The sequence below is a fragment of the Metasolibacillus fluoroglycofenilyticus genome, from assembly GCF_003049645.1.
GTDB classification, from domain to species: Bacteria; Bacillota; Bacilli; order Bacillales_A; family Planococcaceae; genus Metasolibacillus; species Metasolibacillus fluoroglycofenilyticus.
Window position 1 is genome coordinate 1 of the sequence record NZ_PYWK01000001.1, and the last position, 16,552, is coordinate 16,552.

General features: G+C 39.3%; 13 protein-coding genes, 2 rRNA genes and 1 riboswitch. Of the genes, 10 read left to right on the forward strand and 5 right to left on the reverse strand.

The genetic code is table 11. From position 1 onward, the window contains the following. From C9J36_RS00005 to C9J36_RS00015, 3 genes are all read left to right on the forward strand, one after another. Positions 1-116: ribosomal RNA gene (locus C9J36_RS00005) — 23S ribosomal RNA — on the forward strand; the annotation flags it as partial. 250 nt (positions 117-366) lie between these two features. Next, positions 367-482, forward strand: a 5S ribosomal RNA gene (gene rrf / locus C9J36_RS00010). Positions 483-1,440: 958 nt separating this feature from the next. Continuing rightward, positions 1,441-1,622, forward strand: a riboswitch (Lysine riboswitch). 79 nt (positions 1,623-1,701) lie between these two features. Next, positions 1,702-3,165 carry an amino acid permease gene (locus C9J36_RS00015; protein WP_107941739.1) on the forward strand — a complete coding sequence of 488 codons (1,464 nt, stop codon included), beginning with the start codon at positions 1,702-1,704 and terminating at the stop codon, positions 3,163-3,165. A gap of 56 nt (positions 3,166-3,221) precedes the next feature. On the opposite strand, the gene C9J36_RS00020 is transcribed toward C9J36_RS00015, so the two are convergent. Then, the gene (locus C9J36_RS00020) at positions 3,222-5,096 is read right to left on the reverse strand and encodes a tetratricopeptide repeat protein (RefSeq protein ID WP_107941741.1); all 1,875 of its coding nucleotides are present in this window, start codon (positions 5,094-5,096) and stop codon (positions 3,222-3,224) included. Between the two features lie 157 nt (positions 5,097-5,253). Between C9J36_RS00020 and C9J36_RS00025 the strand changes: the two genes are divergently transcribed. Then, positions 5,254-5,631, forward strand: a complete 378-nt coding sequence (locus tag C9J36_RS00025; RefSeq protein WP_235615983.1) for a YkvA family protein — start codon at positions 5,254-5,256, stop codon at positions 5,629-5,631. A gap of 26 nt (positions 5,632-5,657) precedes the next feature. Here the strand turns inward: C9J36_RS00025 and C9J36_RS00030 are convergent, their stop codons facing one another. Both C9J36_RS00030 and C9J36_RS00035 read right to left on the reverse strand, forming a co-directional pair. Continuing rightward, positions 5,658-6,569 (reverse strand): EamA family transporter, encoded by a 912-nt coding sequence (locus tag C9J36_RS00030; RefSeq protein ID WP_430010616.1) that lies wholly within the window; start codon positions 6,567-6,569, stop codon positions 5,658-5,660. After that, entirely contained in the window at positions 6,566-7,132 is a 567-nt protein-coding gene (locus C9J36_RS00035; RefSeq protein WP_107941746.1) for a GNAT family N-acetyltransferase, read from the reverse strand. Before C9J36_RS00035 ends, C9J36_RS00030 begins: the two co-directional genes overlap by 4 nt. Before the next feature lie 378 nt (positions 7,133-7,510). Here C9J36_RS00035 and C9J36_RS00040 point away from each other — a divergent pair, with 378 nt between their 5' ends. The 3 genes from C9J36_RS00040 to C9J36_RS00050 all read left to right on the forward strand — a co-directional run bounded on the left by C9J36_RS00040 (position 7,511) and on the right by C9J36_RS00050 (position 10,210). Continuing rightward, on the forward strand, positions 7,511-8,455 hold the full coding sequence (locus C9J36_RS00040; RefSeq protein ID WP_107941748.1) for a carbohydrate kinase family protein: 945 nt from the start codon (positions 7,511-7,513) through the stop codon (positions 8,453-8,455). Between the two features lie 230 nt (positions 8,456-8,685). Beyond that, positions 8,686-9,099, forward strand: a complete 414-nt coding sequence (locus C9J36_RS00045; RefSeq protein WP_107941750.1) for a protein-tyrosine phosphatase family protein — start codon at positions 8,686-8,688, stop codon at positions 9,097-9,099. Between the two features lie 412 nt (positions 9,100-9,511). Further along, a complete protein-coding gene (locus tag C9J36_RS00050) occupies positions 9,512-10,210 on the forward strand; it encodes a CBS domain-containing protein (RefSeq protein WP_107941752.1) in 699 nt (232 codons plus the stop codon). Here C9J36_RS00050 and C9J36_RS00055 read toward each other — a convergent pair. Then, complete coding sequence (locus tag C9J36_RS00055) at positions 10,194-10,901, reverse strand: YetF domain-containing protein (RefSeq protein WP_235615984.1); 708 nt, start codon at positions 10,899-10,901, stop codon at positions 10,194-10,196. The two genes, C9J36_RS00050 and C9J36_RS00055, sit on opposite strands and share 17 nt — an antisense overlap. Positions 10,902-10,977: 76 nt before the next feature. On the opposite strand from C9J36_RS00055, the gene C9J36_RS00060 reads away from it, so the two are divergent. Next, positions 10,978-12,183 (forward strand): MFS transporter, encoded by a 1,206-nt coding sequence (locus C9J36_RS00060; protein ID WP_201261874.1) that lies wholly within the window; start codon positions 10,978-10,980, stop codon positions 12,181-12,183. Between the two features lie 182 nt (positions 12,184-12,365). On the opposite strand, the gene C9J36_RS00065 is transcribed toward C9J36_RS00060, so the two are convergent. Continuing rightward, positions 12,366-13,052 (reverse strand): adenine nucleotide alpha hydrolase family protein, encoded by a 687-nt coding sequence (locus C9J36_RS00065; protein ID WP_066170718.1) that lies wholly within the window; start codon positions 13,050-13,052, stop codon positions 12,366-12,368. 687 nt (positions 13,053-13,739) lie between these two features. On the opposite strand from C9J36_RS00065, the gene C9J36_RS00070 reads away from it, so the two are divergent. After that, on the forward strand, positions 13,740-16,139 hold the full coding sequence (locus C9J36_RS00070; protein ID WP_107941756.1) for a Na+/H+ antiporter subunit A: 2,400 nt from the start codon (positions 13,740-13,742) through the stop codon (positions 16,137-16,139). Next, positions 16,129-16,551, forward strand: coding sequence for a Na(+)/H(+) antiporter subunit B (locus C9J36_RS00075; RefSeq protein ID WP_066170712.1), 423 nt, complete (start codon positions 16,129-16,131; stop codon positions 16,549-16,551). The genes C9J36_RS00070 and C9J36_RS00075 overlap by 11 nt, the downstream gene beginning before the upstream one ends. Position 16,552: the final 1 nt, after the last annotated feature.

The following is a 16,552-nucleotide window of genomic DNA, read 5'->3' on the forward strand; positions in this document are numbered from 1 at the left end:
TTTCCCATTACGCAAGTAAGTAAGATCCCTCAAAGACGATGAGGTAGATAGGTTCGAGGTGGAAGTGTGGCGACACATGGAGCTGACGAATACTAATCGATCGAGGACTTAACCACAATTAAAACTTGTTTCAATGTTCGTTTATCCAGTTTTGAAAGAACAAACACTTTCTAAAAACAAGGATTTCAAGACACAAGCTAATCGAGGAAACAAAGGAGCGATTGAAGGAATGTACTAAAGTACATGACTGAATGAGCGAGTGCAGTTGACGAAGAGTAGCGCAGTAGATTGGAAGCCGAGTAAGGAACGTCTACTAAAAGCACCACATCCTGTGGTAACGTAGACGCCAGCACACCCATGTGCAAGTGAAGTAATGATGGCAAAGAGGTCACACCCGTTCCCATACCGAACACGGAAGTTAAGCTCTTTAGCGCCGATGGTAGTTGGGGGCTTCCCCCTGTGAGAGTAGGACATTGCTTCGCAATCAAAACCACTGAGAAATCAGTGGTTTTTTTGTATGGAAAAAGAGGCCGCCAACTACCAAAGACCGAAGGTCGGCTCGGCGCGTAATCGGAGGCAAACAATTGCAAACACTTTTAATCGAATACAAGCTGAAGCAGTGCAGAAGAGCAAGGAGTCCGAGGCGCCAAGGAGCACGGAGCGGAATGTGCATCGCACATGAGTACCGCAAGCGACGCGGACAACGAAGGAATCCGCGGCTCAGCTGTGCTGCGTTGAAGCGTCGATGGTAGTTGGGGGTGCTCCTGTGAGAGTAGGACATTGCTTCGCAATCAAAACCACTGAGGAATCAGTGGTTTTTTTGTATGGAAAAAAGGAAGTTACCAAGAAGAAAAAGAGCGAACATGGAATAAATCTCAGAAAACATGGAATAAAAGTTGAAAAACGTGGAATAAACTCATAAAAACATGGAATAACTAACTATCGGGGTTTATAAATAATCTTAAAATATCTGCTTTCATTTTCTATTAAAGAAATCACTTCTAAATTCGGTGTTTTTCTCATTTTGTGAGCAAACTTTTTGAAAAAGCGATACTGATTCCGTAGCTAATTATCAAACAATTGCTAAATAGTCGCCTGTTTTTTAATAATCTATTGATAGAACTGCCAAAGTAGCTGATAGAATTCAAAAACGTACTGATAGAAACATCAAAATTACTGATAGAATATAAAAGTACACCCATAGAAAAGCAAAATCTACTGATAGAACGTTAAAATATCAGTTGCGTTGATTATGTAAATATTGGATACTAATCGGCCTGTTTTATAGGAGTAAACATTTTTTAATAGATACACATTGGTTGGCTCTATTTTGCGGGGGTGAACGCTTCCCTTTTGGAAGCTTTTGGACAATGGTTGCAATTGAATAATTATTATGTTAAAATAATATGCGTTGTAAATTTAATAATGAACCTCAAAGTTGATTGAGGTAGAGGTCGCGATATTTAAGAGTACACTAATGGAAATGGCAAGCATTGATGAAGTTAGTGGAAAGGAAATATTGCCGAAGTTTGAAGGTACTTGTAACCTTCATGCTGGGGCTGCGTTCGAAAGGAGCAGAACTGTCACGTTTGTTTTAGATGACGTGTTGAGCTATCAAAGAAAAAACTAAGAACGAATATAGCCATCACAAAATCTTGTGATGGTATTTTTTTGTCTTAAAATTAGGAAGGAAGCTATAAAGTGAGTGATATTAAAATTAATCAGCTTGGTAATAAAGCGCCAAAGCTGCAAAAAGCACTAAAAAGTCGTCATATTACAATGATTTCTTTAGGAGGAACTATTGGCACAGGGCTGTTTTTAGCGAGTGGAGGTGCAATTGCGCAGGCGGGCCCTGGAGGTGCATTATTAGCTTATGCTTTGATTGGTGTGATGGTATTTTTTTTAATGACAAGTTTAGGAGAAATGGCAGCCTATATGCCGTCATCAGGGTCATTTAGTACATATGCTAGTAAATTTGTCGATCCGGCGTTGGGCTTTGCATTAGGGTGGAACTACTGGTATAACTGGGCGATTACGATTGCGGCAGAAATTGCAGCAGTATCTTTGATTATGAAGTATTGGTTTCCAAATAGTTCGTCAGGGCTTTGGACGGTGCTGTTTATTGTTATCGTACTAGCATTTAATCTTTTATCTGTGAAAAGCTATGGGGAAAGTGAATATTGGTTTGCGATGATTAAAGTAGCAACTGTAATTGTTTTTATTATTGTTAGCTTTTTAATGATTTTTGGTATTTTAGGTGGGGAGGCGCCAGTAGGCTTTACGAATTTCTTTATTAGTGATGGACCATTCCATGGTGGGTTTTTAGCGATGTTTGGTATTTTCCTTGCGGCAGGATTCTCTTTTCAAGGAACAGAGCTATTAGGTGTTACAGCTGGTGAGACAGATAATCCTGGGAAAAATATTCCGAAGGCTGTAAAATCAGTGTTTTGGCGTATTTTATTGTTTTATATTTTAGCTATAGCAGCTATTGGGCTGCTCATCCCTTTTACAGATGAGCGCTTGTTATCCGAGGATATTGCGGTATCGCCATTTACTTTAGTGTTTGACCGCTTAGGGATTGCTGTAGCAGCTTCTTTTATGAATGCCATCATCTTAACTGCGATGTTGTCAGCAGGAAATTCAGGGTTGTATGCAGCTTCTCGTATGCTTTGGCAGCTAGCGGTAGAAGGAAAAGCACCGAAATTTTTCACGAAGTTAAGTCGTCGAGGTATTCCTGTGTATGCGTTAATGGCGACATTAGCAGTGGGAAGTTTAGCCTTTTTAGCATCTTTCTTTGGCGATGGGGTTGTATATATATGGTTACTGAATGCTTCAGGAATGTCGGGCTTTATCGCATGGCTTGGGATTGCTTATAGCCATTATCGATTCCGTCGTGCATTTGTTGTGCAGGGCAAGGATTTATCCTTATTGCCCTATAAAGCGAGATGGTATCCATTAGGTCCGCTATTTGCATTAACGATTTGTTTAATCGTTGTGCTTGGTCAAAATTATACAGCATTTACCGGTGGGGCAATTGATTGGTATGGGGTACTTGTTTCATATATTGGTATTCCGTTATTCTTACTGCTATGGATTGGTTATAAAATCAAATATAAAACGAGACTTCTTCCGTTAGAAGAATGTGATTTGAAAGTCGAGAAGTAAGTCAACATAATAAGGCTATCGGAAATGGTGTATTCCCGATAGCCTTATTGAAATAGTTATTGGATTGATTTTTTAAGCCAGTAGGTGGCTTCAGTATAATTCTGTGCGACGCCAAGTCCTTTTTTATAAAGCATGCCTAGTTGAAATTGTGCCTTTACATGCCCATTAGTGGCAGCTCGTCTGTACCATTTCGCTGCCTCTGCATAATCATGTGATACTCCCTCGCCGTTTGCATACATTTGTGCAAGCTGAAATTGTGCTTTTGAATAACCTTTAGAAGCTGAAAGTAAAATCCATTTCGCAGCTTCAGTGTAATCGATGTCGACACCTAGCCCTTTATCGAAAATATTGCCAAGCTTATACTGTGCTAGCATATGCCCACGTTCAGCAGCGAGACGATAGCAGTGGCGGGCTTCATCATAACTTTTCTCGACACCAAGACCTTGCTCATACAGTAAGCCTAGCTCGTATTCAGCTTGTAGATGATGTTGTTCGGCAGCGGATTGAAGCCATTTAATAGCCTCCTGGTAATTTTGATTCTGCATATAGTAAATTGCTACTTCAAATTGGGCATCTGCATTGCCATGAACTGCTGCGCGCTTTAACCATTTCATAAAAAGCGGGTTGTCATTATCCATTTTTTTATAAAGCATTGCTAAATCATAGCAAGCGCTAATATGCTCATTCGCAGCAGCTTTCGAGAGCCAATCAATGGCTTTCTTTGTGGATGTCTTGGTGTTTTGGAGCTTATACATAAGACCGAGCGTGTATTGCGCATTTGTATGATTAGCGTTGGCAGCGAGTAAGAGCCATTTGAGAGCCTCATCAATATTTTTTTCGACTCCATCTCCTGCACGGTATAGCAATGCAAGTTGAAACTGTGCGTTCGTGTGGTTTTGCAGAGCAGCATTTAAAAACCATTTCGCAGCTTCTTTAAAGTTAGTAGTAATACCACGCCCTTTGCTGTACATATAGCCTAAATTGTATTGGGCACTAGCATCACCTGCTTGAGCAGCTTTGGAAAAGAGCTTAATTGCTTGCTTAAAATTTTGCTCTACACCTGTTCCGTTGTGGTACAAGAAGCCCAAGTTATTGAGTGCACTTGTGTTGCCTTGATCTGCTGCAAGCTGATACCATTTGGCAGCCTCTGTGTAGTTTTGTGCCACGCCCTTTCCATGATTGTAAAGTGAACCTAAATTGTATTGAGCGTCTGCATTGCCATCTTGAGCGGCAAGTTTGTAAAGCTCGGCAGCGCGTTGGTAGTTTTGTGGAGCACCAAGACCCAATTCATATAGTACGCCCAATGCGTATTGCGCATCCGCATTATTTTGCGTAGCAGCTAGGGAGTACCACTTTACAGCCTCCTCGTAATTTTGAGCTACGCCTTTTCCATGATTATAAAGAACGCCTAAATTATATTGAGCACTAGCATCTCCCGCAGTAGCCGCTACTAAAAACCATTGAGTCATTGCTTCAAAGCTTTCAGTATCTAGCTCATTAACTTGCTTAAGAATGAGAGCTGAAGAGGATAATTCCTCACCTTCCTGAAGTTCGCTTAAATACCATTCACATATATCCATTAGATAGTCGAGGACAATTTGTGCTGCTTTTGTATCGTTCTGCGAATTTATCTGTGTGGTCGTCATTTGCTGGACAAGATTCATTAATAAATAAATGCGACTTGGCTGAACTTTTGCTATGAATGTTTTATCTTTTAATAAAGTGCGTAGCGCAACATGTGCAACTGATTGCAGCATTTTTTTCTCATACATATCTTTTATAATAATACCTAACGATTCACGAGAATGCTGTAAAGAGCGTGCTGGATAATCATTAATATGTGCGGCAGCTTGCTGCAATGCTAATATGAGAGGCTGATGAGTGCTTGGAATCGCACTAAAAATAGATGAAAGCTCTTCAATTTTGTACACGCTAATCACCCCTTCCTATTTTTTTATCGGGTGAAAAAGACAATAGTGTTGAAACTTTTTTTAAGAATATCCGTACATATAGGCAAGTACTACATTTGGGCTACAATCTTGCAGGGGCTTTGTAGTACTTTCTTTTATTATGTAAGGAGGAATGGATATGGAAAAAGTGATTGCAAATAAGGACAAGCATTTCTCTAATGATAAGTTTTTAACGAAGGTAAAGGCATCAGGGTTAAAATTAGGAATGTCAACATTGCATGCAGCAAGTACATTGTTTTTTGCCGTTAAAAGCCCCGATATGTCAAAGGCTAATAAATTAATTATTTTAGGTGCATTGGGTTATTTTATTTTACCTTTTGATATCATTGCAGATATTTTGCCACTCGTAGGTTTAACGGATGATGTTTTAATAATTACGGCTGCGTTAGCGAAGGTTTATTCAGCAATTACAGTTGAGACGAAGTTGGAGGCACACCAGTTTTTGAAAAAGACATTTGGCGAACGCTATGATTATGAGTTACCAAGCGAAGAATAAAAAAAGCTGCTAGAAGGGTCAGTGTTTCATCCCACCTTCTGGGCAGCTTTTTTTTCATCTTTCTTCATCGATAAATATGAAGGTAAAATCATTCCGATTAACACGAGAGCGATGCCGACAAATTGGAGTATGGATAGTGCTTCCTTTAGCACAATCATAGATGCCAAAATGGCTACAGGTAGCTCCATCGCGCTTAAAATAGAGGCAAGGCTACCGCCTACTTTTGGCACAGCAATGGAGAATAATAAAATTGGTAGAATGATGCCGAATAATCCAAGAGCCAAACCAAATTTCCAAAGACCTGCACCGAATAATTGACCATTCCATACAATTTCAGGTGTTAGTGCAACGCTAATAACAATTAGTGCTACGAGCGATACGAGGAAGGTACGAGAAATCATTGTAACACCTTCAACCTGTCTAGAGTTTATTTGAATAAATAAAGCGAAGCTTAATGCAGCTAATAAGCCTAGTGCCCATCCTTGCCAAGCGATAGCGGATAAGTCTACATCGACAATACCTGCCGCAAAAATGGTTCCACCGATTAGAAAAATAAGCGAAATTCCTTCTGCTCGGCTTGGGAAACGCTTATGCAAGGCGCAATCAATAAAGAGACCAATCCATGTAAATTGGAATAGCAGCACGACAGCTAGCGAAGCTGGTAAATAATTTAAGGAATGTCCATATACAATACCCGTAGTAGCTGTTAATGAGCCAGCAAGTAATAAAATCATTGCACCTGATTTATTAACTTTTGGCAAAGTGCGCTGGGTCACGACAAACAGTAGAAGGGCAAGGAAAAAACCAACGACATATTGGCTCGTGATAGCCTCCGCTGTTGTAAAGCCATACTGCATTGCAACCTTTACAATTGTCGATAAAATACCATAGCTACTTGATGCGATAACAACCAATAAAGGGAAAATGAGTTTTTTCATGATGAAAGTGATTTTACCATGTGGTGAAATGGCTCATCGATAATTGTCCAGCGTTCTGTAATTACGAAGCCAAGTCGTTCATATAGAGCACGTGCTTGCTCTTTTTCTAGCTCTACATTTAAAGAAAGCTTTTTATAGCCTTTTTCGAACGCCTGCTCTTCCGCGAAATGCAGGAGCTTTGTGCCAATTCCTAAGCCGCGTGAATTTGGTGTTACGCATACTGTATCAATATAGAACTCATCATCATGTGCTTCAGCATCAATGATTGCAGGGGCATTTTTCGTTTTCAGCCAGGCGGATAGGTTCGCATCAAGTGTTTGTGCAGTGAGACCATCATAGAGTACCGCAATGCCAAGAAGTGAGTCAGCTTGTTTGGCGATATATGTGTATAAATAGCTATGGCGATTGTCTGATCGTTTAATTAGTGCTGCTAATGCTGCTAATACAGCCTGCTCCTCTGCTTCTCCTGTTAAGCGATGTGCGATATCACCAATTGCATCGTAAATAAGTGGTGCGATTTGTTCCGCATCTGTAGGTTGCGCTTGTTGAATATAAATGTCCATTATCTATCGCTTCTTTCTTTGAAATGCGTCTGAAAATCGTAGAAGACACGATTTTTAGACGATTCAGTTGTGTTCTGTTAAAGTAATAACCTTTTATAAAAATTTCTTTGTTGTTAACGTACCCTAGCCTTTTGATAGCTCAAGTCGACAGGACGTCTTATAGTAGTATAGCAAAATTATTAAGGAAAGGCTGTAATTTCGATTGATTTCGTACTAACAGCCTGTCAAAGTCTCTGCGGAGATAAGTCTTACTTTATAAAAAGGACTTTCTCTGAACTCGAAAAAATCTGGATGCAATTACGCTGAGGTGTAATTGATTGAAGCCTTAATTTCGTGGTAATCTAAAGAAAGCATAATTTCGGAGGTTAGAAGGTCAAAATGAGCCAGTCAAATAAAGATGTTATTCTTATTTATGGAGATGCGTTTGTTGATTACATCGCAGACGATATAACAAATACAACATTTACAAAATATTTAGGTGGTGCAACGATTAATGTCGCAGCGGGTATAAGCCGTATTGGTGCACCATCAGCTTTAATTACGATTACAGGTGATGATGAAACATCTGTATTTGTTCGTAATGAAATTACCAATGAGGGGGTTAATCTTGATTACGCTGTTTATGCACCAGAGAAGCGTGTAAGTGGTGTCTATGTACATTTAACAGAGGGCGGCGAGCGAATTTTTAAAGAGTATATTGATGAGACACCAGATTTACAGGTGATGGAGGAGCAGCTTCAGCTAGAGGCATTTAAGCGCGCATCGATTTTTAATGTATGCTCGGGTACGATGTTTCATCCAACAGCATTGGCAACGACGATAGCGGCGGTTGAGCTAGCGAAGGAGCACGGGGCAATTATTGCAATTGATGCTAATATTAGACCACTACGTTGGCAAAGCGAGGCGATTTGTCGCGAAATAGTTACTAATTTTTTTGAGGATGCAGATATTTTAAAGCTAACAGATGAGGAGCTATTTTTCTTAACGCAAACGGATACGATTGAGGAAGGAATTGCAGCACTTGATGCATTGCTTGTACCAATTATTTTGATTACCGTTGGAGCAGAAGGTTCTTATGCAATATTAAATGGCGAGACGATTCATGTGCCTGCTGAAAAAATTATAGCCGTTGACACAACAGGTGCTGGTGATGCGTTTATGGCAGGTGTATTGCGCTATGTGCATTATAACGGTTTACCTACAACAGTAGAGGAAATCACAGCATGTGTTGCTTTTGGCAATAAATTAGGTGCATTAGCGGCAACAAAGCCAGGTGCTTTAACAGCATTGCCACAATATGAGGAGATTAAAGATTTACTGTAACGTCTTTCAGTAATGTTTACTGCGACAAGTAACCGCAGAAGCAAATTATTTTGTACCGAAAGCAAGGCGACAGGCACACCTAGCTTTTAGCGAATGTTTATACAGAAGCTAGAGCTGATGAAAGAAATTAAAGCCTTCGCCGAATGTCACAGGTTTTGAAGAGATTCACTTGCCAGCTCGAAAAAATTTGGACTAGAGTTGGTGGGACGCAATTAATAGGAGGGGAAAAGATGGGCTACGATGAATTAGTAAAAGGAAGAATTTATTTAGGAGGCGCGGCGGATGCACAAGAGGTAGTTGACAATGAAAATATTGATATAGTCTATGATGTCCGTGTGAATTCGGTGCAAGATGCAGAAGTACCTGCATGCCCAATTGTCCATGCAGCAATAGTAGAGCAGCATTTAGCTGATAGTATTGAAGCTGGAGCAACAAGTATTAAGGAAGCGTATGAGTCAGGGAAAAACATTTTTATCCATTGTGGTAGCGGCAATGGCAGGGCGAGCGTGATGGCAACAGCAGCCCTGTTAGAGCTAGGACTAGCCAATGATTTGGAAAGTGCTGAGCAAATGGTAAAAGAAGTGCGACAATCGGCGAATATTCGCCCAAATATGCGTGAGGCATTGGAAAAACTGTATAAATGATAAAAAAGCTAGAGTGGGACTACCCAAAAAGCCTAATTCATCTTCGATAAAACAAAAATTTGGTTTTTACTTATTTTAGGGGGAATTGTTAGACTCACTGTTTACAACCGTTTAACTTTTTATACAAAACCGTAGTGACAGGTACAGAAGTTTCCCACTAGCGATAGTTGCACTGAAAGAAGTTAAATCTCCGGCGAATGTCACAGTTTTAGATAAACTTCCACCAAACAGCTTGAGAAATCTGAACGCAATTACGCCGAGGCGTAATTAATTAAAACTCCATTAAAACGTCCGAAAAGCAGTGCCCAAGCACACTTTTCGGACGTTTCTTTTCATCTTTAGGCACAATATTTCAAAATCCGAAAATTAAGACTATAATATAACTTAATAGTGTCTAGGAAGGAGGGACTAAATGTCTACAAACTCTGATCGCTTTATAACAGCTTTTAATAGAATTGACCATACATTGCGTGAAATAGTGGATGTAAAAGAGTTTATGCCGTTTTATCGACTGCTTGACCGTGCGCGTAGGAAAAACCCGCTTGTGCAGAAATATGAGGATGATTTACGGGCCTATGCTGATTTACGTAATGCTATTGTGCATCATCGGACAGCGATTGAATTTATTATTGCAGAGCCGCACATCCAAATTGTTGAAGCTATTGAGGCAATTGATTCGGCACTAGCGAAGCCAAAGCTTGTTGGGCAACTATTTCGAAAGCGCGTAACGGTATTTCAAACAACAGATTCACTTACATATATGTTAAAAATTATTCGTAAGCATAAATATACGCAATTTCCCGTATATTCGGGACAAAAGTTTCAAGGATTAATTACGACGGTCGGGATAACGAACTGGCTTGCCATTTCAATGGGGCAAAGAAATTGGTCGAATCGCGTTACACTACAAGATATTTTGTTACACGAAAAAAAACTTAAAAATTATAAATTTATTAGCAAAATGATGACAATTTACGAGGCAGAGGAAATTTTTAAGGAAGGAGTAGAGCGCGGGCAACGCTATGAGGCATTGTTAATTACAGAGCATGGTCGCCCGCAGCAAAAATTGATTGGGATGGTGACGCCAATTGATATTATGAAGGTTGATTAGCTCTTGTGCTGACAAAGAGCGAGTGGTCTTCTAACACTTGTGCAAAAAGAACATGCTCAACAGCTTCTACTTTTTTATTGCGCAATTTTTTCAATAGCCATTCTTCTGTCAAATTGAGCTGCTGCAAGTTTTCATAGATGATATGTCCATTGGAAATTACTTCTGTTGGCATGCACAGAGGTGGTGTTAAATTTGCCTGTGTATCCTTTTTTGTTGCCTCAGCAAAGGATGGCTTTTTCATAACGCTTAGCTCACCGTTTGTTTCAAAAACAGCATAGGCAACCTCATTGACTGAAAAAATACTTTGCTCACGCAACAGCATTGTCAGCTCATCTAAATGGAGTCTTGCTTTCTTTAAGTTTTCTTCTAAAATAACGCCGTTGTGTATAATGATTGTTGGTTTATCATCAACGAGCACGCGTATTTTTGTCGATTTTAATGCGATGGCACTTAGTAAAATAGTTAAAATAGACCACCAAATTAAGGAGATCATACCATCCCAAAAAGGTGTCTCTTTTTGAGAAGATATTTCACCTGCAATTGAGCCAAAGGTGATGCCTGTTGTATAGTGGAAAAATGTTAATTGGCTTAATTGTTTTTTACCAATAATTCTAGCTAAAATGAGCAGGGCAATAAAAGTAACCGTTGTACGAAATAGCATTTCCCAAAAATTAATCTCGCCGATGTCCATGTGTATCACTCCTTACTACATTAGCATGGGCGAAAAGTACATATGCTATACAGCATAGAAAGCGTGAATATGAATTATGAATACAACCACTAAATATAATCAGCCAATTTACGCGATGATGGTCGCCATTGGCATTTGTCATTTAATTAACGATACAATGCAGTCTGTTGTACCTGCGATGTTCCCACTTTTAGTGGATAATTTAGGATTAACCTTTACACAATTAGGATTAATATCCTTTGTGTTAAATATGTTTGCTTCTGTTTTGCAGCCTGTCGTTGGCTTTATTACAGATAAAAAACCGATGCCATTTGCCTTGCCAATAGGAATGGTTAGCTCGTTTATCGGTGTGGCTATGCTAATTGTCGCAAGTAGCTATTGGATGATTTTAATTGCCGTGTTGTTTTTAGGGCTTGGCTCAGCGGTCTTTCATCCTGAAGGTTCGCGTGTCTCTTATATGGCCGCTGGAACGAAGCGCGGCTTAGCACAGTCGATTTATCAAGTAGGAGGCAATTCGGGACAGGCATTAGCACCTCTTATTAGTGCCTTCATCCTTTTACCATTCGGTATGAAGGGAGCCTCTATTGTTTTAGCCTTATCGGCAATTGGTATTGTGATGTTAACAAAAATTGCTAAGTGGTATAAGGAACAGCTAGAGGCAGAAAAGTTGTCAAAGGTAAAACGCCAGCTTATTTCATCATTGCCACCGTTGACGAAAAAGCAGGTGAGTATCGCTTTATTATTGTTATTTATTATTATTTTTGCTCGTTCTTTTTATACGACAAATATTACGAGCTTTTATGTATTTTACTTAGCGGAAACGTATGGATTGACGATTACAGTAGGGCAAATTTTTATTTTTATTTTCATGGCTTGCGGTGTCGTAGGTACATTTTTTGGAGGTCCTTTATCAGACTGTATTGGGCGTAAAAATGTCATTCTTTTATCGGTAGTAGCACCAATGCCTTTTTGCTTAATATTGCCGTATGTGCCTCTATGGCTTGTACCAGTATTACTCATCATTATCGGTACATTAATTATGATTAGTTTCTCAGTGACGGTTGTTTATGCGCAGGAGCTTGTGCCAAGTAAAATTGGAACAATGGCGGGCTTAACAGTAGGGCTTTCGTTTGGAATGGGAGCAATTGGCGCTATTGCTACAGGTAAGCTAATTGATTTATACGGAATTACACCGACAATTATAGGCGTCTCCTGCTTATCTGTATTACTATTAGTGGCGTTTCTGCTACCAAAGGATAAAGCAGCAAATGCTGAAGCATAAGAGAAAGTCTATTGGGCTGTCCGATTTTTATAACAGCGCTTTTTTACTAAGGAGAAATATCGCTGAAATCAGTGTTTCTCTCTTTTTCAAAGAAAGCTTTCTCTATTTTTTTGAGATAAAACATCAACAAAAGCGTTCAAAATGCCGACAATCAAACGGCTTTTTGGACGCTTTATTTTTGTTTAACGAGTTAGTGATGGCTTGCATTGTGTTGGAATAATATGAGGGTCTGTTACTACTCCCTCTACGATATCCAATTCATGCATTTTACGCTCATACGTAAATTTAAAAATACCATTGTCGAAATCTGTGCCAATTTCCTTGAAAAAGATGCCTTCAAGATGAGCAAATTTTGGGCAGGTGAAGGCTACTTTATACTCTTCATTTTCATGAATTAAATAAGCGCGTATGCCTTTTTCATAAATATCTAATGATTCATCCTCTGTTGGGCGCTTTACCGCTACGATATGGAAATCAACAAAAGGAATTTCACGCAGTAAAACGTTTAAGAACGAGCCTTTCGTAATTTCTTCCCAACGGCTTTGAGCGCTTTGCCCTACAATAATTTGTGTAATATTATATTGCATTGCTACTTCTGTAATTACTTTATGAATTGGTAGCTTTTCGTTATCACGGATAATAAAATCTTCCACCTCTAACTCACTTGTCAGTTGCTGCCAATGCTCAATGTAACCTGACTTTTCAGCGTCGAATGCATCGAGTGGTTTGGCATCTACTGTTAAAACATATAGAGGACAGTCAAGTAATGTCGCGAGCTTATGTCCTCGACGGATTAGACGTTCGCCATTAAGTCCGTAATATACACAAACTAAAATACTTTCGTCCATTCTGCTTTTAACATGCTTCATGATGATTTTGCACCTCTTTATTATATTTGTAAACACGGCACCCACGTAATCAAACTTTGAAAAATCAAGTGTAAATGAGCTAAAATCGAAGCCCTTACAGTGCATTTCGCCATATTCTAGTGTATACTTTTCTTATATGATGTTTTTTTGATTTGCTCAGGGCACTGTATATAAAAAATTAATTTGACTAAAATAGATTGTGCTCTTTATGACACACTATTATGCTATGAGTTGTAGCGTTAGTCAAGTGAATTGGCAACAAATTGCTTTAAAATAATTACGTAAAGAATAATGAATAAAAAAACTTGTTTTTAGCAATGTTTTAGCTAAAGGTTTTAAAGCTATTATCAATTGCGTCTTGGCGTAGTTAATCCAGATTTTCATGAGCTGTTTAGTGGAAGTAAACCTAAAACGGTTACGTTCTACGACTGCGGTTAACCGACCCGCATCACACAGGCCTCTTTTCAAAATCTGTTATATCCGTCAGGGTTTGAGCCAACATGATGTTGGTCACTCGGTCGCTATCTTAGTATGCGATGTTCTTAGACTGAGTTCCTCTTTTTCAGCGAGTGTATACACGCTGAATTAAAGTAAATAAAGCATTCATTTCATAGCCCATAGAAGCGGAAGTTTTTTGCTGAATCATTATAAAAAGTGCATGAGTCTGAATTTAGGAGGTTTTGGCGTATGATTGTTGAACTTGCAATACTTTTACCGTTTATAATGGCGGCTGCTATTCCGTTTATATATAGGCGCTTTAAGAAAGTACATATTGGTTGGCTTGTATTAGCTGTGCCAGTTGTTTTATTTAGTATATTAACTACATATATCCCTCGTATAGCAAATGGACAAACATTTACAAAAACTTATGAGTGGATCCCCTCTTTTAACATAAGCTTTACAACCTACTTGGACGGGCTAAGCATAATTTTTGGTTTGCTTATTACCGGAGTTGGTAGCTTAGTCATTTTGTACTCGATTTTTTATTTATCAACGAAGGAATCACTTCACCACTTTTATTGCTACTTATTACTTTTCATGGGTGCTATGCTAGGCGTTGTTTTTTCAGACCACTTAATGGTGCTTTATGCATTTTGGGAGCTAACAAGCGTATCCTCATTTTTACTTATCGCGTTTTGGCATCATCGTAAGGCATCCCGTGCTGGCGCACGCAAAGCAATGACGATTACTGTCACAGGTGGCGTCGCAATGCTTGCAGGTTTTTTAACTTTATATACAATTACAGGGACATTTAGCATACGTGAGTTAATCGCAAATGTAGGGACGATTCAGGAGCATACACTCTTTATCCCGGCAATGATTTTAGTCCTTTTAGGTGCATTTACAAAATCCGCACAATTTCCATTCCATATTTGGTTACCAGATGCAATGGAAGCACCAACACCAGTTAGTGCCTACTTGCATTCAGCTACGATGGTTAAGGCTGGCATTTATTTAGTAGCTCGTATGTCCCCCGTATTTGGTGGGCATGAAGTATGGTTTTGGACGGTGGCTGGAGTCGGGATTGTTACATTGTTTTGGGGTTCGTTTAATGCGGTACGTCAATACGATTTAAAGGCACTTCTAGCCTATTCTACAGTTAGTCAGCTTGGTCTGATTATGTCATTGTTTGGCCTCGGCTCTGCTGGGCACGCGCTCGGTTACAGCCAAGAGTCACTACTTTATACGCAGGCAACATTTGCTGCGCTTTTCCATTTAATTAATCATTCAACCTTTAAAGGGGCGCTCTTTATGATGGTCGGAATTGTTGACCATGAAGTAGGGACGCGGGATATCCGTCGATTAGGCGGACTTATGGCATTAATGCCATTCACCTTTACAATTGCCATTATTGGAAGCATGTCGATGGCTGGCTTACCACCATTTAATGGATTTTTAAGTAAAGAGATGTTTTTTAAAGCGACTGTGGATATTTTAACATTAAATATCTTCTCTATTGAAAACTTCGGTTTCGTCTTTCCTGTTATCGCATGGCTAGCGAGCGTATTTACTTTCGTTTACTGTGTAATTATCGTCGGGCGAACGTTTTTTGGCAAACTTCAGCCGGATCGTTTAGAAAAGCCACCTCATGAAGCACCAATTGGCATGTTAATATCGCCATTTATACTAATTGCTTTTGTTATCGGTATTTTCTTCTTCCCGAATATTTTAGGTCGCAATATTTTAGGTCCTGCGATGCAAAGTATTTATCCAACCTTCCCAGTGGAGGAATTGACAGTGCCAATTAAAGCATTGCATATAGGCACAGAGCTATTTATGACAATCGGTGTTATCATCGTTGGTATTTTACTATACCGTTCATTGCCAAAATGGCGTGCAGTGTATCAGCTATTCTCTCAAAAGTACACATTAAATGCTTATTATGAGCGCATTATTGGCTTTAGTGAGTCGAAATCAGGCTGGTTTACTCGTTTATATATGAATGGTAACTTAACGTATTATTTCATTTATATTTATGTAATATTTGTTGCGATTGTGGCAGGCTACTTTGTACTGAGCGATGCATTTGTTTGGAGTCCAGCAAATGATTCAGCAGTCGAGTACTATGAGTTTATTTTGCTATTCATTATGGTCTTTGCCGCTGTAGCATTATTGTTCACAAAAGGGCGAATTACATCAGTTTTATTAAACGGTGTGCTAGGCTATTCTGTTGCCTTTTTCTTCGTTGTGTTTCGAGCGCCAGATTTAGCGTTGACGCAGCTTGTCGTAGAGTCAGTAACGACGGCGCTATTCTTGTTATGTTTTAAATTCTTACCTGATTTAAAGAAGGAAAATGTGTCGCGTGCGGTGAAATTTTCAAAGGCGACCATTTCAATATTAGTTGGAGCGACAGTAACGCTTGTTGGATTAACGGTTTTACATTATGAGAAATTCGCTCCAATCTCTACTTACTTTGAGGATTCATATAATTTAGCGGGTGGGAAAAATATCGTCAATACGATTTTAGGCGATTTTCGTGCATTTGATACGATGCTAGAGGTCGTTGTATTATTTATTGCCGGTTTAGGTATATATTCGCTTATTAAGCTAAAAGCAAAGAAGGGAGAGACGGATATTGAAAATTAATGATGTCATTTTACGCACAGTCGTAAGGGCAGTCGTCTTTATTATTTTAACGCTCGGTATGTATCTCTTCTTTGCAGGGCATAACTCGCCCGGTGGTGGCTTTATTGGCGGTCTTGTACTTGGTTCTGCTATCGTTTTATTGTATTTAACATACGATATTGAAACGGTTCATAAAGGAATGCCATTTGACTTTAAAAAAGTAGCGGCATTTGGCGTGCTTTTAGCAACAGGCACTGCGATTACGTCTATTTTTTTCAATGTGCCATTTTTAACGCAGGCTGATCGCTATTTTCAGCTTCCTCTGTTAGGAGAGACACATTTATCAACGGTAATGATTTTTGAAGCAGGTGTAGCTTTGACAGTTATCGGCACACTTGTGACAATTATTTTAAGTATAAGTGAGGATGAATAGT

Coding starts and splice junctions, on each gene's coding strand:
- C9J36_RS00025 (WP_235615983.1), top strand. CDS start 5,254: ATGGAAAAAGTGATTGCAAATAAGGACAAGCATTTCTCTAATGATAAG.
- C9J36_RS00030 (WP_430010616.1), bottom strand. CDS start 6,569: ATGAAAAAACTCATTTTCCCTTTATTGGTTGTTATCGCATCAAGTAGC.
- C9J36_RS00035 (WP_107941746.1), bottom strand. CDS start 7,132: ATGGACATTTATATTCAACAAGCGCAACCTACAGATGCGGAACAAATC.
- C9J36_RS00040 (WP_107941748.1), top strand. CDS start 7,511: ATGAGCCAGTCAAATAAAGATGTTATTCTTATTTATGGAGATGCGTTT.
- C9J36_RS00045 (WP_107941750.1), top strand. CDS start 8,686: ATGGGCTACGATGAATTAGTAAAAGGAAGAATTTATTTAGGAGGCGCG.
- C9J36_RS00050 (WP_107941752.1), top strand. CDS start 9,512: ATGTCTACAAACTCTGATCGCTTTATAACAGCTTTTAATAGAATTGAC.
- C9J36_RS00055 (WP_235615984.1), bottom strand. CDS start 10,901: ATGGACATCGGCGAGATTAATTTTTGGGAAATGCTATTTCGTACAACG.
- C9J36_RS00060 (WP_201261874.1), top strand. CDS start 10,978: ATGAATACAACCACTAAATATAATCAGCCAATTTACGCGATGATGGTC.
- C9J36_RS00065 (WP_066170718.1), bottom strand. CDS start 13,052: ATGAAGCATGTTAAAAGCAGAATGGACGAAAGTATTTTAGTTTGTGTA.
- C9J36_RS00070 (WP_107941756.1), top strand. CDS start 13,740: ATGATTGTTGAACTTGCAATACTTTTACCGTTTATAATGGCGGCTGCT.